Origin of the sequence: Paenarthrobacter sp. FR1, from assembly GCF_051106045.1 — a bacterium.
Classification (GTDB): domain Bacteria; phylum Actinomycetota; class Actinomycetes; order Actinomycetales; family Micrococcaceae; genus Arthrobacter; species Arthrobacter nitroguajacolicus_A.
The window spans coordinates 124894-147262 of record NZ_JBPFSF010000004.1 but is presented as its reverse complement, the minus strand read 5'-3'; the positions used below and the strand labels follow the sequence as shown (position 1 = coordinate 147262).

Below are 22369 nucleotides of genomic sequence, written 5' to 3'. Positions count from 1 at the left end.
ATGGTCAGCGTAACCAACCACGCGCCTTTACCGCATCCCCTCGCGCCGTATGGCTGTTGCAATGGCCGCCGCGCGCGTCTCGACACCGAGCTTGGCGTAGATGTGCGCGAGGTGGGTTTTCACCGTTGCTTCGGAAATGAACAGCCGTTTACCGAGATCGCGGTTGCTGAGACCCTCGGTCAGCAGGCTGAGCAGCTCGGCTTCGCGAGGAGTCAGGACCTCGTCCGGGTTCCGTAGTTGTTGGAACAGGCGCGACGCCACGGGTGCGCTCATGACGCTCTTCCCCTGCACTGCACCACGCACCGCTGCGAAAATCTCCTCCGGCGCCGCATCCTTCAGCAGGTAACCCATGGCGCCGGCATCCACTGCCCGAACAATGTCGGCGTCGGAATCGTAGGTGGTGAACACGATGATCGCCTGTTTGGGATTGCGCTGACGGAGGTGCTTGATGGCTTCGATGCCGTCCATCCCCGCGCCCATCGCAAGATCCATCAGGACTACCGCGGGCGAATGCTGCTGGGCGGCGTCCAGCGCTTCCTCACCTGAGGATGCTTCACCGACGACGGCGATATCCGGCTGGGTGCCGAGCAGCGCCTTGAGACCGCTACGGACGACGGTATGGTCGTCCACCAGCAGCACGGAGATGGTGGTCATGGGGCCTCCTTAAGGGCGGTCTCGGTGCCGGCCGCCGGCAGTGGGAGCTGCGCCGCGATGATGGTGCCTTCACCGGGAGTGCTCTCCACGGACAATTCTCCGCCCAACTGTTCCACGCGTTGCTGCATGGCCCGCAGCCCGTATCCTCCGGTTTCCGACGGCGGAGGTACCGCTCCGGGGTCGAAGCCGCGGCCGTCGTCGAACACGTCCAGGGTGACGGCATCCGGAAGGTACCCGAGCGTCACGCTGGCGTGGTCCGCGCGGGCGTGCAGTTTGATGTTGGCCACGGCGCTCTGGGTGACGCGGAGCAGGGCGTGCCGCACCTCGGACGGAAGCGGCCGCGCATCACCGGTGACCTGGACGCGGATGGAGTCCACGTACTGCCGTGCCGCGTGCTCCAGGGCCTCAGGAAGCGGCCCGGATTCCAGGCCGGGGGCGGAGAGTTCGTGTACCAGGCTCCGGGTGTCGGCGAGGTTCCGCCTCAACAGATCGGCAGCCCGGCGCACGTCGTCATGGGCAGCTTCGGCGGGCCAGGACCGCTGTGCTGCTTCCAGGAGAAGCAGGCTGCTGGCGAGGCCTTGGGTCACGGTGTCGTGGATTTCACGTGAAACGCGCTCGCGTTCGGCGGCGATCCCCGCCTCCCGCTCGCTGGCGGCGAGTCGCTCCTGGTCGCGCTCGATCTTGTCGTAGATCAAGGTGAGCAGGGCGCCCGCGGCCAGCGGGCCGAGCAACATGGCCACGTCCGTCCAGTCGCTCATCCGGAAGAGCCCGACGGCGGTGGCCGCCGCCGTCGCCCCGCCCGCCACATACCCGGCCCACCCGCGGAAAACCGTGCGTGCCAGGAAGAAGATGGCGAAGGAACACCAGGCGAAGCTCGGGGCGACGATGACCAATGCCGCCCAGGCCGCCACCAAGGCGACCATCCACGGCATCCACAGCCGGCGTCCCCGGCCTGGCCACCGGTGTGCCAAGACTGCGGTCATGGCATAGAGTGCACACACTGCGGCGGCCAGAGCCACCGTCCACAGGTTGTCTGCGGGGGAGTGCCGCATGACGTACCGGACCGCCGATGCCACCATCAGCACGGCAAAGCCCAAGTGCACCACAGCGTCGATGCGGCCGTCGATCCGGCTGCCCTGCGCGGGCTGTGGAGGAGCAGTTGGCATGGGTGGTTCCCGTTTCCGTATCCGTTGGAGGCGTTCTTTCCATGCTAGGTCCCGGCCGGTTGTTGGTCTCTCCACCTTTTGGCTGATACAAGTAGCGGAAGAGCAAGCAATCCATCCAGAAGAGGACACCGCCGTCGATGAAACCAGTTGACCAGGTCAACGCCGCGTCTATGCCATGGGACGGCATCACGGTTGGAATTTTGCTTGACAGCTTGGGCCCCGACGTCGTGCGCCCCCTGGCGTTGCCGCACGGCCCATCAGTAGCCATCGGCTCGCCGTCGATCCATGACACGGATCAGGCCCACGTTGACCTGACCGAGGCTGTATTGCTGGTTCCGGGCGGTCCAAGCGTCGAGCTGCTGGACTGGGCCGTGGAAGCGCACGTCGCTGCAGTCGTGGTGCGTGCCGGGGCGGTGGACCCGGAACCCCTCACCGCGGCGGCCAACCGTGCGGGCGTGTCATTGCTGGAGTGCAGCGAAGAACTCTCCTGGGGGCAGCTTTACCTGCTGATCGATGCGCTGCGGGCGGTCACCGGGCCGGTGCTCGAAGAGGATGATCGGGCGGCAGACCTTTTCTCGTTGGCCAATGACGTTGCCCTACGCGCGGGTGGGGCGGTGGCCATCGAAGACCTGTCCATGCGGGTGCTGGCATATTCGACGATTCCCGGCCAGGAAGTGGATGATCTGCGGAGGGACGGGATCCTGGGGCGTCGAGTCCCGGATCACCCGACCAATGCAGAGGACTATTCCGCTGTGCTGCGCGCTGACACTGCTGTCTGGATCAGTGACCAGCCGGATTTCAGGCCCCGGCTTGCGATTGCGGTCCGCGACGGCGGCGAACCCCTGGGAAGTATCTGGGTCATCAAAGGCGAGAAGGCGCTGACCGACAAAGCCTCGGAGGTACTGGTGGAAGCTGCTCGCCTTGCCGCTCCGCATTTGGCCAGACTCAACGTCGCTGCCGACGCCGATCGACGGGAACGGGCCGACCGGTTGGGGCAGCTTTTCCGCGGAACAGGCCCAAGACGGCGGATTGCCGAGTCTTTCGGATTACGGTTTGACGCCGGTGCCACCGTGGTGGTGATCGGCAGGGACGAGAACCCGCCCGCGCATTCCCGGGGAATGTCGGCGGGATCGGCCGCTGTGCATGTCAGCGTCCTGCTAAGGATGGCGCTGTCCTCGTACCGGCTTCCGGCCGCAGTGGGATCCTTGGAAGGACAGACGGTTGCGGTGATCGGCACGGCGGCAGATTCTCCGGTACTGCAAACGATCATCGCCTCCGTCTTGGCCCGGTCCGAGGAAAGCGTTGGTGGGGGCTGGCGGGCAGGTGTCAGCCGCTCCCTGGCGGGCGTAGCGGACGTGCCCCTCGGCTACAGCCAGGCGAAACAGGCGCTCGGTGTGGTGTGTGGGCCGCTGGGGCACGGCACTATCGGCAAACATCAGGTGTTGGGCGCGCCGTTGTTTCTGCTTGAGGTGCTGGACGCATTACAGACGCGTTCGGCCCTGGACGCCGAACCGCTGTCCGTGGTCTCGGATCATGACAGCCGCCAGGGCACCGACTACGTGAGGACGCTCCGCTGTTGGATCGCGGCCCACTACGATGTCGCGCGGGCGGCGGAAGCGCTGGTGCTGCACCCCAACACCCTCCGCCACCGGCTCCGCAGGATGGCCGAAGTGGTGGACATCGAAGACCCCGACGTGCGGCTTGCCTTGGCCCTGCAGTTGCGGTTGCAGGAGATCGACACCGAGCCGCTCGGCTGACACCACAGGCGGTTGTTGGTCTCTCCACCTTTTGGCTGATACGGCCGGCGGAAGGGATGAGCCCGGGGTCTGCTTCGGGCCGATGTGGCAACGGGACAGTCACGGAAGCATGGAGATGTACCCGATGCTTACTACGAGGAGAACTCCGTGAAGAAGTCCAACAAGATGATTGCCGCCGCCGCTGCCGGAGCATTGTTGCTCACCGGTGGAATCACGGCGGTGGCCAACGCTGTGGCACCTGCGGCCGTGCCTGCAACGGCCTCAGCGAAGGTTGCCGCGGACGTGCAGCCCGCCCCCGAGAATTTAGTGGCGCAGAACCGCATCACCGTGGGCGCCTCCAGCAAAGCCGTGAATGCTGCACTGGCCAAGTGCCAGGCGGACAAGCTGCCGTTCGTTACCGTTGCTTTGGTGGACCGCTTCGGCACCGTCCAGGCAATCCTCCGTGGTGACAACGCCGCCGAGCACACCATCGAGGCCGCCAAGCAGAAGGCCTACACGGCTGCCGCGTTCGGTGCTCCCACCAGCGAGCTGGCCAAGCGCATCAACGGCAACGGGCCTTCCATCGCCGACCTCCCCGGCACATTGTTCCTGGCCGGCGGAGTCCCGCTGAAGGTCAATGGCGTTTCTGTGGCCGGGATCGGTGTTGGCGGCGCTCCCGACGGTGCACTTGACGAGGCCTGCGCCACCGCCGGTGCCGAGGCCTTGGCCACTGCGGCGAAGTAGCCTCGACTCATGACCACCCGCACCCGCGCCCGCGCCCGCGTTTTTGTACAGGTGATGCCCTTATGGGAGCGTCTTAAGGGCGATATCTGGACAAAAACTCGGGTGGTGGGGGCGGGGTTGGTGCTGGTCGGGCTCGTGGCCGGGTGCGCGCCGTCGTCGCCCTCTGACCTTGCCAGTTCAAGCTCGACGGCGGCCGCCTCGCCTTCCGACGCCTCGCCTTCCGACCAAGCGCCGACCCAGGCAGCCCCCACGTCAGCCGAACCATCAGGCGCCGTTCCCGGCCCGGCGTCGTCGGCTGCTGTGCCGCCCACACTGACACCGGAGGCCCAGATGGAAACCGACCGACTCCTGATCCTTGCCGCGAAGGCCAACGACGTTGCGAAGTTGAGGGAGCTGATCGCGGCCGGCGGAAACGTGAACGCCAAGGACGACATCCAGGACTCCGCGTTCCTGTATGCCGGCGCGGAGGGCTTCAACGAAGTCCTGGAGCTGACTTTGGCAGCGGGGGCGGACGTGCGCAGCACCAACCGCTACGGCGGCACTGCCCTGATCCCGGCGAGCGAACACGGACACACGGACACCGTTCGGATCCTTATCGCAGCCGGTGTGCCCGTGGACCACGTCAACAACCTGGGCTGGACCGCCATGCAGGAAGCCATCCTGCTCAATAACGGCGGCCCCAAGCAGCAGGACGTGGTCCGGCAACTCCTCGCGGCCGGAGCCAACCCGGACATCCGTGATCCGCAAGGCCGAACCGCCCTGCAAAATGCAGAGCGGCTCGGGTTTACGGAGATCGCGGCGCTGATCCGGTCCCGCTGACGTAGATGGGCTAGACGGCTTCCAGCACGCTCACGTAGTTGGCGATTCCCACGCCGCCCATGTTTTGGACGGCTCCGCGACGGGCGTGGGGCAACTGCATGTCGCCGGCTGTGCCGCTGAGCTGCATCGCGGCGATGACATGCTGCGACACACCGGTGGCGCCCACAGGATGGCCCTTCGCCTTCAGGCCGCCGGAGACGTTGATGGGGAGCTTGCCGTCCTTGTAGACCCAACCCTCCGTGATGGCCCGCGATCCTTCACCGCGGGGAGCCAGGCCCATGGCCTCGTACATGATGAGTTCGGCGATGGTGAAGCAGTCGTGAACCTCGGCGAAGTCCAGCCCCTCAATGCCGACGCCGGCCATGGCGAAGGCGCGCTCCCACGACGCCCTGGTAGCGGCGAATTCGGTGGGATCGCGGCGTTCTGCGGGGAAGAAATCGTTCGCGTGGCCGAACCCAGCCAGGCGCACGGGGGCGGTTGCGCCCCCGGTCGCCGACGATGACAGCACGACGGCGGCAGCTCCGTCCGAGACCGGCGAACAGTCGGTGCGGCGCAAGGGTTCGGCCACCATGGGGTTCTTGTCCGAAATGGTCCGGCAGAATTCCTCGCCGAAGTCGCGGTGCATCTGGGCGTAAGGGTTGTCCATGCCGTTGCGGTGGTTCTTGGCGGCGATGGAACCCAGGACGTCGCCGAGGCCTTGGACACCGGGACCGGTGATGCCCGCGCCGTAGCGCTTGTCATAATGCTTGGCGACCTCCGCGAAGAGGCCCGTGAATCCGGTGCTGGAGGCTTTACCAGCCATTTCGTAGGAAGCGCCGAGCAGCGCTGCCCCCACGACGTCGGCTCCGGCATCGGTCATCTTTTCCGCACCGATCACCAGCACGTTCCGGGCAGTCCCGGCCAGCACGGCTTTGACGCCTTGCTGGACGGCGGCGGACCCGGAAGCGCAGGCGTTCTCCGTCCGGGTCGCGGGGACGTTGGCCAGGTCCGCGGAGAGCTGGAGTGCCAGGGATGACGTGAAACCCAGCGGCTGCATGCCGGAGTTGAACTGGCCGAGGTAGATCTCGTCGATGTCCTTGGGGTCCAGCCCGGAGTTGCTGATGGCCTCCCCGGCCACCTGGACCACCAGGGATTCCAGCGTCTCATCGGTCAACTTCCCGAACTTGCTGTGGCCCCATCCCGTGAGCAGGATGTCTTTGCCGAACTGGTCTTTGAGGCTCATGCGTTGGCTCCTTCGAGGGTGTGTTCAACAGAGGCGAGCGCTACCGCGAACCCGGCCCCGGTCTTTTCGCGGAGCTCTTCCACGGTGACGCCCGGGGCGAGACGTGTCAGCAGCAGGCGAGTGTCGCCGTCGTGCGTCTCTTCGATGTCGAATACGGCCAGATCCGTGATGATCCGGTCCACGCAGCGCAGTCCCGTGAGGGGGAGGGTGCATTCGGTGACGATCTTGGCCGAACCGTCCTTGGCGTTGTGCTCGGTCAGGACGACGACGCGCGGTGTCCCGGCCACCAAGTCCATGGCACCGCCCATGCCCTTCACCATCTTGCCGGGGATGGTCCAGTTGGCGAGGTCGCCGCTGCCGGACACCTGCATGGCGCCAAGGATGGCTACCTTCACGTGCCCGCCACGGATCATGCCGAATGACGTTGCAGAGTCGAAGATGCTCCCGCCGGGGGTGATGGTGACTGTTTGCTTGCCTGCGTTGATAAGGTCGGCGTCTTCTTCGCCCTCATAAGGGAACGGACCCATGCCCAGTAGCCCGTTCTCGCTCTGGAGGACCACCCGCACGCCATCGGGCAGGTTGTTGGCCACCAGCGTGGGAATGCCGATGCCGAGGTTGACGTAGTCGCCGTCGTTCAGTTCTTCTGCCGCAATCGCGGCCATCTGGTCTCGTGTCCAAGCCATGGTTTGCTCCTTCTGCTTCAGACCGTAAGGGGTTCGGTGTGGTGCGCTTCAGCACGCTGGCGGACTGTGCGCTGTTCGATGTCCTTGACCCTGTTGTTCGCCTGGACAAGCCGTTGGACGTAGACGCCCGGGGTCACAATGTGGTTGGGGTCCAGCTGGCCCGGCTCCACGATCACCTCGGCCTCGGCGATGGTCACGTTGCCTGCGGTAGCCACCACGGGGTTGAAGTTCCGTGCGGTGTAGCGGTAGAGCAAGTTACCGTCCGTGTCCGCGGTGTGGGCGTGGACCAGTGCGACGTCGGCGGTGATGGCGCGCTCGCGGACGTACGTGACGCCGTCGAACTCTTCCAGCGGCTTGCCATCGGCAACCAGGGTGCCCACGCCGGTCCGGGTGTAGAAGGCCGGGATACCCGCGCCGCCGGCGCGGAGGCGTTCGGCCAGCGTGCCCTGCGGGGTGAACTCGACTTCGAGTTGGCCAGCCAGGTATTGCTCAGCGAAGAGCTTGTTCTCGCCCACGTAGGAAGCAATGACTTTGCGGACCTGGCCCGCCTCGATCAGCACGCCCAGGCCCTTGCCATCCACACCCATGTTGTTCGAGACGATGGTGAGGTCCTTGGCGCCCGACTCGCGGACGGCGTCGATCAGGTCGGCGGGGATGCCGCTCAAGCCAAAACCTCCGACGGCGATGGTCAAACCGTCTGCCATCAGGTCATGGAGCGCTTGGGCTGCGCTCGCGTGGATCTTGGACATGGTGGACTCCTCGTTGAGTGTTAGTGAGTGGCATCCACTTTGTGGACGATCCGTTCTTTCCTTGGAGCCTAGATTTCTTCAGGGTGTGGGTCAACGGGCCATCCCGTTGGCTACTCACGCTATGGACGCTATGGTGGATGGTGTCCATATTGTGGATGAAATCTTCGGGAGGCCACTATGGCGGTACAGGGAGCGCAAGTGGTGGGGCGCGTAGCGCTGCTGCTTCGGCTGGTGGGACGGAAGCCCGAGGGCACCTCGTTGGCGGGTTTGGTTCGTGAATCCGGGCTGACCAGGCCAACTGTGCACCGGCTACTGACCTCGCTGGCTGCGGAGGGGCTGCTGGAACACGATATGAGTTCCGGTAAATGGGTGCTGGGGCCCGAGGTCTTTCTGTTGGGGTCGGTAGCGGCGGCTCGATTCCCCATGGAGGACATTGCCCGGCCGTCCCTGCGAAGGTTGGCTGCCGAGACCGGCGAGAGCGCGTTCTTTTCGATTCGACGGGGCAACGAGACCGTGTGCGTGCTGCGCGAAGAAGGGTCATTCCCGGTGAGGTCATTCGTGCTGCACGAGGGCGTTCGCTTCCCGCTGGGGGTGGCTTCCGCGGGCACGGCCATCATGGCGTTCCTGCCTCCCAAGGAGCAGGAATCCCTGTTGGCCGATTGGTCGGCGCACGCAGCCGATTTTGCTGCGGGACATCCTGCGGACGTGGTGCGGGACAACCTGGAGCAGACCCGTTTGACCGGCTACTCCGTGAATCCCGGACTGATTCTTGAGGGCAGTTGGGGGATGGGTGCTGCAGTGTTTGACCAACAGGCAAGGCCTGCGTGGGCTCTATCCCTGACCGGTATTGAGCCTCGGTTCCGGCCGGACCGTCAGGAGTTCCTGGGCAAGCTGTTGCTCGAGGAAGCGCACCGGATGACGGCGCGGTTGCAGGGCGCCTAGTTGGGTGGTGTTCAGCGCAGGTCCAGGCGCATGAGCACCCGGGGGAAACCGTTGAGTACGGACGTCGTCTCGGCGACCTTCTTGAACCCGGCCTTCTCAAAGAGCCTGCGCGTGCCCACGTACGCCATGGTCAGGTCCACCTTGCCGCCCTTGTTGTCTACGGGGTACCCCTCGAGCGCCGGGGCACCGTGGCTCTTCGCGAACTCGATGGCCCCGCGTAACAGCTCATGCGAGATGCCTTTTCCACGATGCCCCGGCCGCACACGTAGGCACCACACGGACCACACCTCGGAGTCGTCCACATGGGGGATCTTCCGGTTCTTCGCGAAACTGGTGTCCGCGCGCGGGTGCACCGCTGCCCACCCAACTACTTCGTCGCCGTCGTACGCCAAAACCCCGGGAGGCGGCTCCTCCGCCACCAGTTTCTTCACGAACTTCCCACGCTCCTGCCTCTGGAGCTCGTTGTTCAGCTTCGACGGGATTCGATAACTCAAGCACCAGCACACATTGGCGTCGGGGCTTTTAGGACCAACCATGGTCTTCACGTCATCGAACACCGTGGCGGGGCGAACTTCGATTCCCATGCCGCCCATCCTGTCATCCGTGCCGCGGGTGGGCAACGGGCCGCATCGGACACCGGTGACTACGGCGGTGCGGCACCATGCCCAGCATTTCCGAGGAATCGGCCACCCAAATGCGCACGGTGCCCAAGACGAAACGGCGAGGTTGTGCTGCTTCGAGGGGCGTGAGTACGGTCACACAAAAAGGGGCCTCCTTGCCCATTTCGCGGTTCAGGGGACCAGCCCCAACCGCCGCTGGAGACGACATGACAAAGGTGTGTGGAGTTTGTTTGTAGATGAGCTATGCCCTTCAACAGAACATGAGGTTCTTCCAAGGACGGGGGGAGAAGGCCTCATCCAGTTAATTACCCCTGACGGCAAGCGACGGGAGAGTCCGGAGTTCGACGACTGGGTGCTGGACGTTACCGATGAGCAGCTTGCCTCGCTGTATGAGGACATGGTGGTCATCAGGAGGATCGACACGGAGGCCACCTACCTTCAGCGTCAAGGTGAACTCGCACTCTGGCCGCCGCTCCTGGGGCAGGAAGCCGCCCAGATCGGATCCGGTCGGGCCCTTCGTGAAGACGACTTCGTGTTCCCCAGCTACCGGGAGAACGGCGTGGCATATTGCCGCGGCGTGGACCTCGGGGACATCGTTCGCGTTTGGCGCGGCAATGCGCATTCAGGATGGGACCCGTACGAGCTGAACATGGCCACACCCCAGGTCATCATCGGCGCACAGTCCCTGCACGCCACCGGCTATGCCATGGGACTCAAGAACGACGACAGCGAAGCTGTGGCCCTGACGTATTTCGGTGATGGCGCAACAAGCCAGGGCGACGTCAACGAAGCCATGATATTTGCCGCCAGTTTTCAAGTGCCGGTCATCTTCTTCTGCCAGAACAACCAGTGGGCTATCTCCGAGCCCGTGGGCCTGCAGGCCCGGGTGCCCATCTCTTCCCGCGCTCCGGGCTTTGGCATCCCCTCCATGCGCGTGGACGGAAACGATGTCCTCGCCGTCCTCGCGGCCACCCGGGTTGCCCTGCACCGAGCCAGAACAGGCGGAGGACCGACCTTCATAGAAGCCGTTACCTACCGCATGGGTCCGCATACCACCGCTGACGATCCCACCCGCTACCGTGACGAGGCAGAGATGGGAGAGTGGGCGGCGAAGGACCCCATCTCCAGGCTTGGTGCGCTGCTGAAGAGTCGGGGAGTCCTCACTGAGGCCCTTGAATCGTCGGTCACCGCAGCAGCGGACGTTGTCGCCAAGGAGATGCGCCACGCCTGCATCACCATGCCGCCCCCAGCCCCCATGGATGTCTTTTCCCACGTCTACAGCGAGCCGAATTCAACATTGGACACACAGAAGGAAAACTACGCCCGCTACCTCCAATCGTTCCCAGCGGACAGCGTTGAAGGGATCACCCAATGAGCACCATGACCTTCGGCCGGGCGATCAACGCCGGCTTGCGCAAGTCGTTGGAGGATGATCCGAAAGTCATCCTCCTGGGAGAGGACATCGGCAAGCTCGGTGGCGTCTTTCGAGTAACGGACGGACTCCAGAAGGATTTCGGAAGCCATCGGGTGGTGGACACACCGCTGGCCGAAGCCGGAATCATGGGCTGCGCCGTTGGCCTCGCGTACCGCGGCTACCGGCCGGTGGTGGAGATCCAATTTGATGGATTCATCTACCCTGCGTTCGACCAGATCGTTTGCCAGGTGGCAAAGCTGCATTACAGGACCCAAGGCAAGGTCACCATGCCAATTACCATTCGGGTGCCGTTCGGCGGTGGCATCGGTTCCCCCGAACACCACTCCGAGTCGCCCGAGGCGTACTTCACGCACACGTCAGGTCTGCGCGTGGTGGCTGTTTCCAACCCACAGGACGCCTACTCCATGCTGCGGCAGGCTATTTCTTCAGATGATCCGGTGCTCTATTTCGAGCCGAAACGCCGCTATCACATCAAGGGCGAGGTGAAGGAACACGCCGAACCAAGCCTGCCGATGGGCAGTGCACAGGTGGTCACCGAGGGCAGGGACGTGACCTTGGTAGCCTACGGACCGCTGGTTCGGACGGCTTTGGACGCAGCGACAGCTGCCGCCGACGACGGCGTGTCGGTGGAAGTCATTGACCTCCGGAGCCTGTCTCCCATTGACTACTCCATAGTGGAAGCCTCGGTCCGGAAGACGGGTCGCCTGGTGGTCGCACACGAAGCCTCCCAGTCGGGCGGTCTGGGTGCGGAAATCGCCACCACCATTACGGAGAGATGTTTTCACTTCCTGGAAGCCGCTCCGGTGCGGATCGCCGGCTTCGACATTCCCTACCCACCGTCGAAGTTGGAAGCGCACCACCTGCCGGACCTGGACAGGATCCTGGACGGTGTGGACCGGGCACTGGGCCGCCGGAACTCCCTGTCCGGTCTGGGAGCGTGAACGGAATGTTGAAGGAATTCAGGCTGCCGGACTTGGGGGAAGGCCTCACAGAATCCGAAATTCTCCACTGGAGAGTATCCGTGGGGGACATCGTCACGCTGAATCAGGTGATCGCAGAGGTGGAAACAGCCAAGGCAGTGGTGGAGCTTCCATCTCCCTATGCAGGCACTATTGCCGTCCTCCACGAACAGCCGGGCACGGTGGTGGAGGTGGGTACCCCCATTGTTTCGTTCGAGCTTCCCGGCGGGCTTCCCTCCGATGGAACCCCCGATGGCGGCGAGGGCAAGCGCGTGCCCACCCTGGTTGGATACGGGGCGGAGGTGGAAAGAAGCAGCCGGCCCACGCGGAAGGCGCGGAAAGCCAATCCTGGCACGCAGGATGGTTCGCTCCCCGCTGCCCTTCGTGGCGTTCCGGAGCGACCACGATCAACCCCGCCGGTCCGCAAGCTGGCACGTGACTTGGGCGTGGACTTGGGTTCCATCCAGGGGACAGGTCGGAGTGGCTTGGTCACTCGCGACGACGTTCAGGCGGCCGCCGCGAAGTCAGCCGGAAGCCGGCAGCCGTTGCTGCATCCCGTGGGCGCCGGGACACAGCAGACTGCTGCCCCTCGCGAAACCAGGACACCCATCAGGGGTGTGCGGAAGCACACGGCCTCCGCGATGGTTGCGAGTGCGTTCACGGCTCCCCACGTCACGGAATTCCTCACGGTGGATGTTACGAACGGGATGGACCTGCTGGCGAGGTTGAAGGGGAATCGTGCATACGCCGGGTACAAGTTGACGCCACTGACCTTGGTGGCGAAAGCAGTACTCATCTCCCTGCGCCGCAACCCTTCGCTGAATACCACCTGGGATGAGGCGAGGCAGGAGATCGTGCAGTTCAACTACGTCAATCTCGGAATTGCCGCTGCGACTCCCCGGGGTCTCACGGTCCCGAACATCAAAGACGCTGATGCGATGTCCTTCAAAGAGCTGTCCGCCGCCCTCAGCGAACTGACGGAGGTTGCCCGAGCAGGCAAGACGAGCCCGGCTGAGCTCTCCGGCGGTACTCTTTCCATCACCAACATTGGTGTCTTTGGAATTGATGCTGGAACGCCCATCCTCAACCCCGGGGAAGCGGCCATTTTGGCCATCGGATCAGTCCGGCAGATGCCTTGGGTGCACCAAGGCCAGGTGGCGCTGCGCAGCGTGATGACCCTTAGCCTTTCCTTCGACCACCGGTTGGTGGACGGCGAGCAGGGCTCGAAGTTCCTGGCGGACGTGGGTTCCATCGTCTCGGACCCCAGCATGGCCATTGCCATGACCTAACGCAGGAAACCGCGAGCCTTATGGGTCGACGGAAGGCGGGCCGCTCCGAAACCCGGAGCGGCCCGCCGTTGTTATGCCCCGGTCCGGGACAGCTGGCACTTGACCGTCAGGGCGTGCGGACTGCCATCGCATGAAGCAGCTGCGGCACCACGGTGGTGGCATCGCCCACTATGCCGAAATCCGCGATATCAAAGATCGGAGCATCCGCGTCCTTATTGATCGCCACAATGGTCTTTGACGATTGCATTCCCGCCCGGTGCTGAACGGCTCCGGAGATACCGAGCGCCACATACAGCTCGGGTGAAACGCTGACTCCCGTCTGGCCCACTTGTGCTCCGGAAGCGATGAAGCCGCTGTCCACTGCAGCGCGGGAAGCACCTACGGCTGCGCCGAGGGCGTCGGCGAGCTGCTCGACCAGGACGAAGTTCTCCTTGGAGAGCAACCCTCGTCCGCCCGCCACCACCCGTTCCGCCGTCCGGAGGTCAGGACGGTGCGAATCGGCACCCGGAGTGAACGCTTCGACGGCGGCCGCCGCCCGCGTGTCAACCTTCAGTCCAAGGCTGGTCACCACAGGCTCCGCAGGACGCGCATGGCCTTCGAAGGCGCCTGGCCGGAGAGTGATGACCGGGAGTCCATCCTCGACCGTCGAATCCACTGAGTAAGTGCCGCCGAGGACGAGCCGTGTGGCAACCACCATCCCGTCCTGCTTTCGGACGGCCACCGCATCGGCAGTGAGTCCTCCGCTGGCCCGGACCGCTAACCGGGCCGCGATCTCGCGTCCTGAAGTGGTGTTCACAACCAGCACGGCCGCGGGGTCGAGCGCCTGGACTGCCTTGGCGAGTGTTTCCACCTCCGGTTCCTGGAGACACGACGACGTCAGTTCCGTTTCACCGGCGAAGACGCCTTTGGCTCCAAGTGCGGCCAATTGCCGAACGGTAGAGCCGTTAAGGGAACTGGTTGCCAAGACAGCAATGGGATCGCCCAGCTGTGAAGCCGCCTTGAGGACTTCGCGGGCTCCGGGACCAGGCCCGCCGTCCTGGGACAATTCTATGAATGCCACGATGTTCGACATGGGTGATTCCTCCTACAGCAGTTGGCGGTCGGCGAGGAACTCCATGAGCTCCGTGGCGGCCGAGCCATTGTGGTCAACAATCTTTCTGCCGCCTGAACGGCCCTCCACCCGGGCGACGGAGAGGATGACTGACCGTCCCGCCGTCGATACCGTGGCCCCAGAGAGTCCAAGCTCGGCCAAGGCCACGTTCTTCACTGACTTCTTCTTTGCCGTCAGAATGCCTTTGAAGGTGGGGAAACGTGCCTCTGCGGAACGTTCAGTGACGCTCATTACCGCCGGGAGCCCAGCGCGGACGGTCATGGTTCCCGTCCCGCACTCACGCCGCCCGCTGACCGACTCGGCGCTGATACCGGGGGAGTCGAGGGAGCCAACAAGCGGCAGGCGCAGGTGCTCGGCAAGCATTGCCGGCACAACCCCGCACTTGCCGTCGGTGGATTCATTGCCGGTAATGACAAGATCGAATCCCTCGGCGCTGGCGGCCGCCGCAAGCACCCGGGATGTCCACATCGCGTCGGCCCCTGCCAACGCATCATCAGCCACATGCACCCCGGAGTCCGCTCCCATGGACAGGGCCTTCCGGAGGGCTTTCAACGCATCCGAAGGGCCAATGGTGAGGGCCACGACTTCCGTGCCTTTGTGCGAGTCCTTATGGCGAAGTGCCACTTCCAACGCGCGTTCGCTGATTTCGTCCAGTACATTTCCTTGCGGATCCCTCTCAAGGAATCCTGATTCAGTGTCCAGCGTTCTTTCTTCCGATGTATCTGGAACCTGCTTCACGAGCACGATGATCTTCATTGAACAACTCCTTGCTTTTTCCAGAGCGCATATTTGAGCGCACAGGAATAGTTGCGAAGGACGCTACGCAGCCGAGTCAATGTGGACAATGCAGCGTCATCCGGGTGAACACGGTGATTCATTCGCCATGGTCCGGAGGCCGGAAATTGTTCACCGTGCGGGGTGTTAGTCGTGGAGCAGCTGGCTGATTCGGTACGGGACCAGCTTTTTCAGCAGAAGTGACGTGGTGGTTCGCCGAATTCCCGCGCAATCGGTGATCTGTTGTCCGAGCCGGAAGAGGTCTTCGGTGTCCTTCGCCACGACCCGTATGGCGAGGTCGGCTTCTCCTGCCATCCCGTACACCTCGATGATTTCCGGGATTCCGCTCAGGGCCTCAACGGCTGCGGCAAGTGACGATTGCTCCACCTCCGCCGTGACGAGTGCCGATATGGGCAGTCCCAGTGAATCAGGGGTAATCCGGGTGCTGTTCGGCCGAAGGCAGTTGGCTGCCATCTTCCTTTCGAGTCGTGCCTGGACAGTTCCCCGTGCCAACCCCAGCCTTTGGGCGAGGAAGAGGACGGGAACCCGAGGGTCGTCGTCGAGCGCCCTGAAAACGGCTTTGTCTGTTCCGTCGAAGTTCTGGAGTGCTCGGGGATCCGCGTTGGCCATGACGGCAAACGTATCAGTCATGTGACGATCGTCAAGAGCGCGCCGCCGAACACCCGGAGCGAGGCGCACCCCGGCCAAAACTCATTGTCCAAAAGGACGAAACAACGGCCTTCGGCTCTGCCTGTGGCACTAAGGGATCGCATTCAGCACCGCGTAATCTTCGAAGTGACATCGAGGAGAACTTCTTTCATGGCAACAGAAACCCTGCCCGCATCAGCAGAGCGAACAATTCCCACCAACCCCGTGGACTACCATTTCAAGGCATTTCCCGCAGGCATTTCCGGAATGTCCCTGGCTGAAATCCCGGAGCGCCAATGGAATGCGCTTAATGGTGATTTTTCTTTGCCGGTGATGGTGCTCAAAGAAAAAGAGCTGGCCCACAACATTGAGCGGATGGCCGGCTGGTGCAAAAAACGCGGCGTCTTCCTTGCCCCGCACGCGAAGACCACCATGAGCCCACAACTCGTTCACAGGCAGCTGGAGGCGGGAGCATGGGCCGTCACCGTCGCCACTGTCTCGCAAGCGCGGGTCCTGGCGGAGTTCGGCGTGGAGCGGATGATCATCGCCAATCAGGTTCTTGCCAGGAGTGACCTCGAGTGGATCTGCGCTTTCCGGCGGGAAGATGAAGCCAGGGAAGTGTACGTGCTGGTGGATTCCCATGCAGGCGTGCAACTGATGGACGCAGAACTGAAAATTGTTGGCGATGTGGAACGGCCCCTTCCCGTGCTGCTGGAGCTTGGCTACCACCAGGGACGGGCCGGATGCAGGACCACAGAGGAGGCTCTGGCGGTCGCTCATGCCATCGACGGCTCCTCCCATCTGGATTTGGTGGGAGTTGAAGGATTCGAGGGACTTGTCCCCGGGGAAACCGCCCTTCACCGGCTCATCGCCGCACGGACATTCCTTGCCCACCTTGCTGCGACAGTCAGGGACCTCCACAGCGCTGCCTTGCTGCCCACGAACGCGATAGTGACGTGTGGCGGCAGCTCCTACTTTGACGAAGTGGTCCGGGTATTCATCGGCGACTGGGAGGGGCCGTCCATCCGGGTGGTTCTGCGCAGCGGTTGCTACATCACGCACGATCATGGCCTCTATCAACTGACCTCGCCGTTCCGCGACGAAGCGGAGCCTTTCATTCCTGCGTTGGAGGTTTGGGCGACTGTCCTGTCTGTCCCCTCTCCAGGCTTGGCCATTGTTGGCTGTGGGCGGCGGGACGTTCCGTACGACGCCGGCATGCCGATTCCCTTGCTGGTGAGGAGCGGCGGCGTCGATCGGCCTCCCATCAACGCCCAAGTCACCTCCCTCAATGACCAGCACCTCTTCCTGTCTTTTTCCGCCCAGGACCGCATCGGAGTGGGCGACCTGGTCTGCCTCGGGATATCCCACCCGTGCTCCGCCTTCGACAGGTGGACTCTCATTCCACTTGTCGATGACTCCTACAGAGTCATGAATGCCATCAGGACCTATTTCTAGAACCGTCCACTCTGGGCGGAACAGTCGAAGGATCGGCTGACACCAACGGCACTACGGCCGATCTTAAGGAGATTCATTATGCGGGTTTATATCTCAGTGGACATGGAGGGAATTGCCGGAATCGCGACATATGACCAAGTCATTCGCGGCGGCAGCGGGTACCCCCGTGCCCAACAGCTCATGACTGCAGAAACCAATGCCGCCATTGAGGGTGCTTTCCACGGCGGCGCCACCGAGGTTCTGGTCAACGACAGCCACGGCACCATGGACAATCTCCTTCACGAGCAGCTGGACCCGCGCGCCCGCGTCATCTTCGGTTCGCCCAAAGCGTTCTGTATGGCCGAAGGACTCACCCCGGATTTTGATGTGGCGCTGTATGTCGGATACCACGCGCCGGCCGGCTCCGAGGGCGTGCTGGCGCATTCGTTTTCAGGGTACTTCGCAAGCTTCCACGTCAACGGTGCAGTGGCATCCGAGGCATCAGTCAATGCCATGTTTGCTGCCACCAGGGGAGTGCCCGTTGGCCTCGTGACAGGGGACAACGTGATCTGCGGACTGGCCCAAAGCACTTTCCCCGGTGTCCGGACCGTTCAGGTCAAGGACGCCAGAGGCGTCATGGCTGCCAACAGCTTGTCCCCGCAAGAGGCACGACGGCGGATCCGTGAGACCGCCACTGCTGCCGTGCGTGGGGTGGGCGGCACCCGCCTCCTGCCCGTCCCGGACCGTCTTCACCTGGAAATCGGATTCCAAACAGCTCTGGCGGCAGAACTCGTGGAGGCAGTGCCTGGGGTGCGCCGCACCAGCAACCTGTCGATTTCGCGGGAAGTGGAATCGGCGGATGAGCTGCTCGGCATGATCGCAACCAGTTACAACCTGGCGGGCGTCGCGGCCCGCACTGTGTACTCGCTGGTCAACCGGACCTGAACCCGCAGCACTGCTGCAGTACATCACCCTCGGGCCGAGGCCCGCATTTAAGAGGACAAACAATGATTCAAAAGAAATGGCTGCCAGCGTTGGCCGCCTCGACTGTCATCTCGTCACTGCTACTGGTGGGGTGTTCCCCGGGTCCTTCTTCATCCTCGGATGATCCAGGAACCCCGCAGCCGGGTGGGCACCTTGTCATGGCCCGGGAGGCGGACGTTGCGACGCTGATGCCGACGGACGCCACCGACAACGAGTCCATTTGGACAGTTGAGGAAATCTACGACACCCTTCTTGTTCCTTCGGTGGACGGCGAAAGCGTCCAGCCCGCCCTCGCGACGGACTGGGTCCAGTCCGAAGACAAGCTGGCCTGGACTTTCACGCTGCGACCCGGAATCACTTTTTCGGACGGCACCCCGCTCACGTCTGCGGACGTGAAGTTCTCCCTGGACACCGCCTCGGACCCGGATCTCCCGTCCGGTTTCCTGAATGAGCAGATCGCCGTGATCGAAGCTCCGTCGCCGGAGACCGTAGTGGTGAAGACGAAAGCTGCATGGACACCCCTGCCGTCGGTGCTTGCCCTGTTCGCAAACTCCATAGTTCCCGAGAACTATGGCGGCAAGTCCAAGGAAGAGTTCGCCAAGGACCCGGTGGGATCGGGGCCTTTCAAAGTCAAGAGCTGGACCAAGGGGCAACAGTTGGAGCTCGTCAAGAACACGTCCTACTGGGGGAAAGACAAGCCGTACCTTGACGCCGTGACCTTCGTTGCCGTGGCAGATGCCAATACCCGGGCAACCCAACTGCAGGGTGGTCAGATCAGCATCAATGAGACGCCTGCCGCGAGCAGCTTCGATGCTTTGTCGTCGACTCCGGGATTGAAGGCGTCGGCATTTGAGAGCAGCCTCACCAGTTTCCTCACGCTCAACAACACCAGGACTCCCTTCTCGGATCTCCACGTGCGGCGGGCCATCGCTTATGCCATTGACCGCGAGGCGATACTCAAAGCCGCCTACTTCGGAAAGGGGGCCCCGGCCGGGTCATTCCTCAGCCCCGCGTACTGGGCGTACGACGCAAACGTGAAGGGCCGGCAGTACAACCTCGACGAAGCGAAGAAGGAGATGACGTTGTCGTCCCAGCCGCAGGGCTTCAATGCGAGCATCCTGGTGAGCAGTGGCAACGCAACCCAATTGACCATTGCCCAGATCCTGCAGGGTGAGCTTGCCGAAATAGGTATCACGCTGACCATCAACCAGATGGAGCCGGCAGCGCAGCGGGCCGCCCGGAAGTCGATGGACTACGACATGGCGATCAGTGTGGCCACCACCGACATCACGGACCCCGACGAAATGGTGCGGTTCATCGTGTCGAAAGCCGGTGGCTCCAACTCCTTGTACACAGGATATGAAAACCAGGACGTCGACGCCTTGATAAGCCAGGCGGCAGGCCTTAGTGACCAGGCTGAGAGGAAAAAGGTCTACTCCACCATCCAGGCGAAGGTTGACGACGACCAACCACTGGTGCCGCTGTTCTACCTGCCCAGCCTCTACAGTTACAGCGACAGGGTCCACGGCTTCCAGCCGTCCATCACCGGTAACTACAACCTGGTCAACACGTGGCTGTCGAAGTAGTCCCGGGAACCCAGCCGGAAGCCGAGAACCTCCGGGAATGGGGTGAGGACAGATGATCCGGTTCCTGGCCCGCCGGCTGGGCCTGCTCGTCCTGGTGGTCTGGGGCGTCGTCACGGCGACGTTCGTGCTTGTCCATGCCACCCCTGGAGATCCAGCCCGCACAACCCTGGGCGACAAAGCCTCCGAATCGGCCGTTCAAGCCCTTCGAGCCGAGTGGGGACTGGACCAGCCCCTGACCGTACAGTATTGGCATTTCCTGACTGACCTGATCAGCGGCAACTTGGGAACATCGTTCCAGTACCGGTCGCCCATAGTGTCGCTGCTCGCCGATCGGCTGCCCACCACGCTCCTGCTCATGCTGATGGCGGTGACTTTCGCCGTCGTCATCTCCCTCCCGCTCGCAACGTGGGTCGCAGTCCGCGGCCGCGGAGGCGCCGACATCGGGGTGCGGATCTTCGGAGCCGTTGCGCAGGGAACTCCTGCGTTCCTGACCGGAACTCTCTTGGTCATTGTCTTCGGCCTCAAGCTGCACTGGTTTCCCGTGGGGGGCTACGGAAGGACGACGGCGGAACACCTGCACTCACTCGTCCTGCCGTCCCTGACGATCGCCTTGGGAATTGTGCCCATGCTGGTCAACAGCCTCCGGGCGTCGCTGACGGACGCATTGCAGAGTGACTTTGTGGCTTTTGGCCACTCCAAGGGCCTGAAGCCAGCTACCGTGCTGGCCGCCTACGCCATCCGCAACGGCAGCATCTCCGGGGTAACCATCCTGGGGATCCAAGCCGGTGTCCTGGCTGGAGGGGCGCTGGTGGTGGAGAAGGTCTTTGCCATTCCGGGAATGGGAAGCCTTATGCTGGCCGGCATCCTCGGAAGGGACTTCCCAGTGGTCCAAGCAACCACCCTTGTCTTTGCCGGCATCGTGGTTGTGGTCTACCTGGTCACTGATCTTTCCTATGCACTGCTTGATCCGAGAGCGAGACTGGCATGACACAGACGCTTCTTCCCCCAACTGCACCCGCAACCGGACTCGGTGGCAGCAAACCTCCGTGGCGCTCGCGGATAAGGCCATGGGGCCGTGGATCAAACATCGAGCTCCTCATCGGGGGTGTCGTCTTCGGTGCGATGGTCCTGGCGGCAGTGTTTGCCCCGATCCTTACCCCCTACGATCCAACAGCCCAGGACCTGGCCAATGCCTTGTCGGGGCCAACGGCCGCGCACCCGCTCGGAACAGATAACCTGGGCCGGGACACGTGGAGCCGCCTTCTTTTCGGTGCCCGCAGCGACTTGGGAATAGCGGTCCTGGCTGTCCTTTTCCCCTTTGTCCTGGGGACGATTGTGGGCGCATTGTGCGGATATTTCGGGGGCTGGTTCGACACCCTCATCATGCGCATTGCGGACGTCGTTTCCGCTTTCCCGTTCTTCGTCCTGGTCATCACGCTGGTCTTCGTTTTCGGCAACGGTCCCATGAGTATTTTCCTGGCGATCAGCATTGTGAGCTGGGTTTCCTACGCAAGGATAGTGCGCGCCGAAACGCTCGTGGTCAGGGACAGGGATTTCATTCAATCCTGTGAGACGGGTGGGCTGGGCAAAGCCCGGATCGTGGTCCGGCACGTCTTGCCAAACACCATGACGCAAGCAGTTGTGTTCGCCATGAGCGACGTCGTATCCAACATCGGCGTGATCGTCACGCTGAGCTACTTCGGGTTGGGCATCGTCCCGCCGACTCCTGATTGGGGACAGATGATCAGTGACGGCCAGCAGTTCCTGGCCTCCGGAAACTACACGCTGGTGTTGATTCCGGGCGCAGCCGTTATTCTCGCCAGCCTCTCGCTCACGTTCCTGGGCGACGGAATCGCCAATGCCCTGCGAGCAAAGCGATGAACGCGGCATCAGAGGAGCAGCCACTCCTGAAGGTGGAGGGATTGTGCGTCGACGTGACCATCCAGGGCCGCGACTATGCCGCGCTCAAGGACGTTTCCTTTACGGTCCAGCGGGCTGAAGCCCATGGACTGGTAGGGGAGTCGGGCTCCGGAAAGAGCCTGGCCCTGCGGTCCCTCATGGGTTTGCTGCCGGCCAACGCCCGCGTCAGCTCGGGGAGCGCATACTTCAACGGCGCGGATCTCTTTGCCAACAGCGGCCGCAATTTCCGCAGGATCCGGGGCGCTGGTATCTCAATGGTGTTCCAGGAACCTGCGGTGGCATTGAATCCAATTGCCCGCGTTGGTACCCAGATCACGGACGGTATCGCCCAACGGAAAGGCCTGAGCAGAAAGCAGGCCAGGGATTACGCCATTCATATGATGGGTTTGGTAGGAATACCAAGCCCGGAGCTGCGGGTGGACGCTTATCCGTTCCAATTGTCCGGAGGAATGCGGCAGCGTGTCATGATCGCCGCCAGTGTGGCCTGCGAACCTGAGCTGATTCTCTGCGACGAACCCACCACCGCGCTCGATGTGACCGTGCAGGCGCAGGTCCTGGCGCTGTTTGACGGGCTGCGGGCCGAACTGAACGCCGGCATCCTGTACGTAACGCATGACCTGGCTGTGGTTTCCGAACTCTGCAGCACCATCAGCGTCCTGTACGCAGGCCGGCTGGTGGAATCCGGCACCGCTGCAGAAGTGTTGGGAAACCCGCGGGAGGACTACACTCGTGCACTTCTGGCCGCTACTCCGCGTATCGACGAACCCGGCCAACGACTTCGATCGATACCGGGGACCACACCGGCTCTTCGGGACAGGCCGGCCGGGTATTCATTCGCGATGCGGGTTGCGGACCACGCACCGGACTCGCCTTCGATCCTTCAGGAGCTCTAAC

22 protein-coding genes are annotated in these 22369 nt (G+C 63.2%); 13 read left to right on the top strand and 9 right to left on the bottom strand.

The window, feature by feature from the left end; translation table 11 throughout:
- Nucleotides 1–27: 27 nt before the first annotated feature.
- Nucleotides 28–654, bottom strand: a complete 627-nt coding sequence (locus ACR30Z_RS09550) for a response regulator (protein WP_144651936.1) — start codon at nt 652–654, stop codon at nt 28–30.
- Nucleotides 651–1820, bottom strand: a complete 1170-nt coding sequence (locus ACR30Z_RS09545) for a sensor histidine kinase (protein ID WP_434372296.1) — start codon at nt 1818–1820, stop codon at nt 651–653. Before ACR30Z_RS09545 ends, ACR30Z_RS09550 begins: the two co-directional genes overlap by 4 nt.
- 137 nt (nt 1821–1957) lie before the next feature.
- On the opposite strand from ACR30Z_RS09545, the gene ACR30Z_RS09540 reads away from it, so the two are divergent.
- The 3 genes from ACR30Z_RS09540 to ACR30Z_RS09530 all read left to right on the top strand — a co-directional run bounded on the left by ACR30Z_RS09540 (nt 1958) and on the right by ACR30Z_RS09530 (nt 5119).
- Complete coding sequence (locus ACR30Z_RS09540; RefSeq protein WP_434372295.1) at nt 1958–3577, top strand: PucR family transcriptional regulator; 1620 nt, start codon at nt 1958–1960, stop codon at nt 3575–3577.
- Nucleotides 3578–3724: 147 nt separating this feature from the next.
- Entirely contained in the window at nt 3725–4300 is a 576-nt protein-coding gene (locus tag ACR30Z_RS09535; protein WP_434372294.1) for a GlcG/HbpS family heme-binding protein, read from the top strand.
- Between the two features lie 54 nt (nt 4301–4354).
- The gene (locus ACR30Z_RS09530) at nt 4355–5119 is read left to right on the top strand and encodes an ankyrin repeat domain-containing protein (protein WP_434372567.1); all 765 of its coding nucleotides are present in this window, start codon (nt 4355–4357) and stop codon (nt 5117–5119) included.
- A 10-nt stretch (nt 5120–5129) separates the two neighbouring features.
- Here the strand turns inward: ACR30Z_RS09530 and ACR30Z_RS09525 are convergent, their stop codons facing one another.
- The 3 genes from ACR30Z_RS09525 to ACR30Z_RS09515 are packed head-to-tail and all read right to left on the bottom strand — an operon-like array spanning nt 5130 to nt 7773.
- Nucleotides 5130–6341 carry an acetyl-CoA acetyltransferase gene (locus ACR30Z_RS09525; protein WP_434372292.1) on the bottom strand — a complete coding sequence of 404 codons (1212 nt, stop codon included), beginning with the start codon at nt 6339–6341 and terminating at the stop codon, nt 5130–5132.
- The gene (locus ACR30Z_RS09520; RefSeq protein WP_144651932.1) at nt 6338–7024 is read right to left on the bottom strand and encodes a CoA transferase subunit B; all 687 of its coding nucleotides are present in this window, start codon (nt 7022–7024) and stop codon (nt 6338–6340) included. The genes ACR30Z_RS09525 and ACR30Z_RS09520 overlap by 4 nt, the downstream gene beginning before the upstream one ends.
- A gap of 17 nt (nt 7025–7041) precedes the next feature.
- Entirely contained in the window at nt 7042–7773 is a 732-nt protein-coding gene (locus ACR30Z_RS09515) for a CoA transferase subunit A (RefSeq protein ID WP_434372291.1), read from the bottom strand.
- Nucleotides 7774–7950: 177 nt separating this feature from the next.
- Here ACR30Z_RS09515 and ACR30Z_RS09510 point away from each other — a divergent pair, with 177 nt between their 5' ends.
- Nucleotides 7951–8715, top strand: coding sequence for an IclR family transcriptional regulator (locus ACR30Z_RS09510; RefSeq protein WP_434372290.1), 765 nt, complete (start codon nt 7951–7953; stop codon nt 8713–8715).
- Nucleotides 8716–8726: 11 nt separating this feature from the next.
- Here ACR30Z_RS09510 and ACR30Z_RS09505 read toward each other — a convergent pair whose 3' ends face one another.
- Nucleotides 8727–9299 (bottom strand): GNAT family N-acetyltransferase, encoded by a 573-nt coding sequence (locus ACR30Z_RS09505; RefSeq protein ID WP_144651929.1) that lies wholly within the window; start codon nt 9297–9299, stop codon nt 8727–8729.
- A gap of 262 nt (nt 9300–9561) precedes the next feature.
- Here ACR30Z_RS09505 and pdhA point away from each other — a divergent pair, with 262 nt between their 5' ends.
- From pdhA to ACR30Z_RS09490, 3 genes are read left to right on the top strand one after another with little or no spacing between them, the layout of a single operon-like run.
- Entirely contained in the window at nt 9562–10710 is a 1149-nt protein-coding gene (pdhA, locus tag ACR30Z_RS09500) for a pyruvate dehydrogenase (acetyl-transferring) E1 component subunit alpha (RefSeq protein ID WP_434372287.1), read from the top strand.
- Nucleotides 10707–11711: an alpha-ketoacid dehydrogenase subunit beta gene (locus tag ACR30Z_RS09495; protein ID WP_434372286.1), complete on the top strand. Its 1005-nt coding sequence runs from the start codon at nt 10707–10709 to the stop codon at nt 11709–11711. Before pdhA ends, ACR30Z_RS09495 begins: the two co-directional genes overlap by 4 nt.
- Nucleotides 11712–11716: 5 nt before the next feature.
- A complete protein-coding gene (locus ACR30Z_RS09490; RefSeq protein WP_434372285.1) occupies nt 11717–13018 on the top strand; it encodes a dihydrolipoamide acetyltransferase family protein in 1302 nt (433 codons plus the stop codon).
- Between the two features lie 106 nt (nt 13019–13124).
- On the opposite strand, the gene ACR30Z_RS09485 is transcribed toward ACR30Z_RS09490, so the two are convergent.
- The 3 genes from ACR30Z_RS09485 to ACR30Z_RS09475 all read right to left on the bottom strand — a co-directional run bounded on the left by ACR30Z_RS09485 (nt 13125) and on the right by ACR30Z_RS09475 (nt 15554).
- On the bottom strand, nt 13125–14090 hold the full coding sequence (locus tag ACR30Z_RS09485) for an electron transfer flavoprotein subunit alpha/FixB family protein (RefSeq protein WP_434372283.1): 966 nt from the start codon (nt 14088–14090) through the stop codon (nt 13125–13127).
- A 12-nt stretch (nt 14091–14102) separates the two neighbouring features.
- Nucleotides 14103–14885 (bottom strand): electron transfer flavoprotein subunit beta/FixA family protein, encoded by a 783-nt coding sequence (locus ACR30Z_RS09480; protein WP_434372282.1) that lies wholly within the window; start codon nt 14883–14885, stop codon nt 14103–14105.
- Nucleotides 14886–15050: 165 nt separating this feature from the next.
- Nucleotides 15051–15554, bottom strand: a complete 504-nt coding sequence (locus ACR30Z_RS09475) for an Lrp/AsnC family transcriptional regulator (RefSeq protein WP_244296795.1) — start codon at nt 15552–15554, stop codon at nt 15051–15053.
- 168 nt (nt 15555–15722) lie between these two features.
- Between ACR30Z_RS09475 and ACR30Z_RS09470 the strand changes: the two genes are divergently transcribed.
- The 6 genes from ACR30Z_RS09470 (at nt 15723) to ACR30Z_RS09445 (ending at nt 22368) form a co-directional block, all read left to right on the top strand.
- The gene (locus tag ACR30Z_RS09470; protein ID WP_434372280.1) at nt 15723–17006 is read left to right on the top strand and encodes an alanine racemase; all 1284 of its coding nucleotides are present in this window, start codon (nt 15723–15725) and stop codon (nt 17004–17006) included.
- A 78-nt stretch (nt 17007–17084) separates the two neighbouring features.
- On the top strand, nt 17085–17930 hold the full coding sequence (locus tag ACR30Z_RS09465; RefSeq protein WP_144651917.1) for a M55 family metallopeptidase: 846 nt from the start codon (nt 17085–17087) through the stop codon (nt 17928–17930).
- Nucleotides 17931–17992: 62 nt separating this feature from the next.
- On the top strand, nt 17993–19555 hold the full coding sequence (locus ACR30Z_RS09460) for an ABC transporter substrate-binding protein (protein ID WP_144651916.1): 1563 nt from the start codon (nt 17993–17995) through the stop codon (nt 19553–19555).
- 52 nt (nt 19556–19607) lie between these two features.
- The gene (locus ACR30Z_RS09455; RefSeq protein WP_144651914.1) at nt 19608–20543 is read left to right on the top strand and encodes an ABC transporter permease; all 936 of its coding nucleotides are present in this window, start codon (nt 19608–19610) and stop codon (nt 20541–20543) included.
- Entirely contained in the window at nt 20540–21436 is an 897-nt protein-coding gene (locus tag ACR30Z_RS09450) for an ABC transporter permease (protein WP_144651912.1), read from the top strand. Before ACR30Z_RS09455 ends, ACR30Z_RS09450 begins: the two co-directional genes overlap by 4 nt.
- Nucleotides 21433–22368: an ABC transporter ATP-binding protein gene (locus ACR30Z_RS09445; protein WP_434372279.1), complete on the top strand. Its 936-nt coding sequence runs from the start codon at nt 21433–21435 to the stop codon at nt 22366–22368. Before ACR30Z_RS09450 ends, ACR30Z_RS09445 begins: the two co-directional genes overlap by 4 nt.
- Nucleotide 22369: the final 1 nt, after the last annotated feature.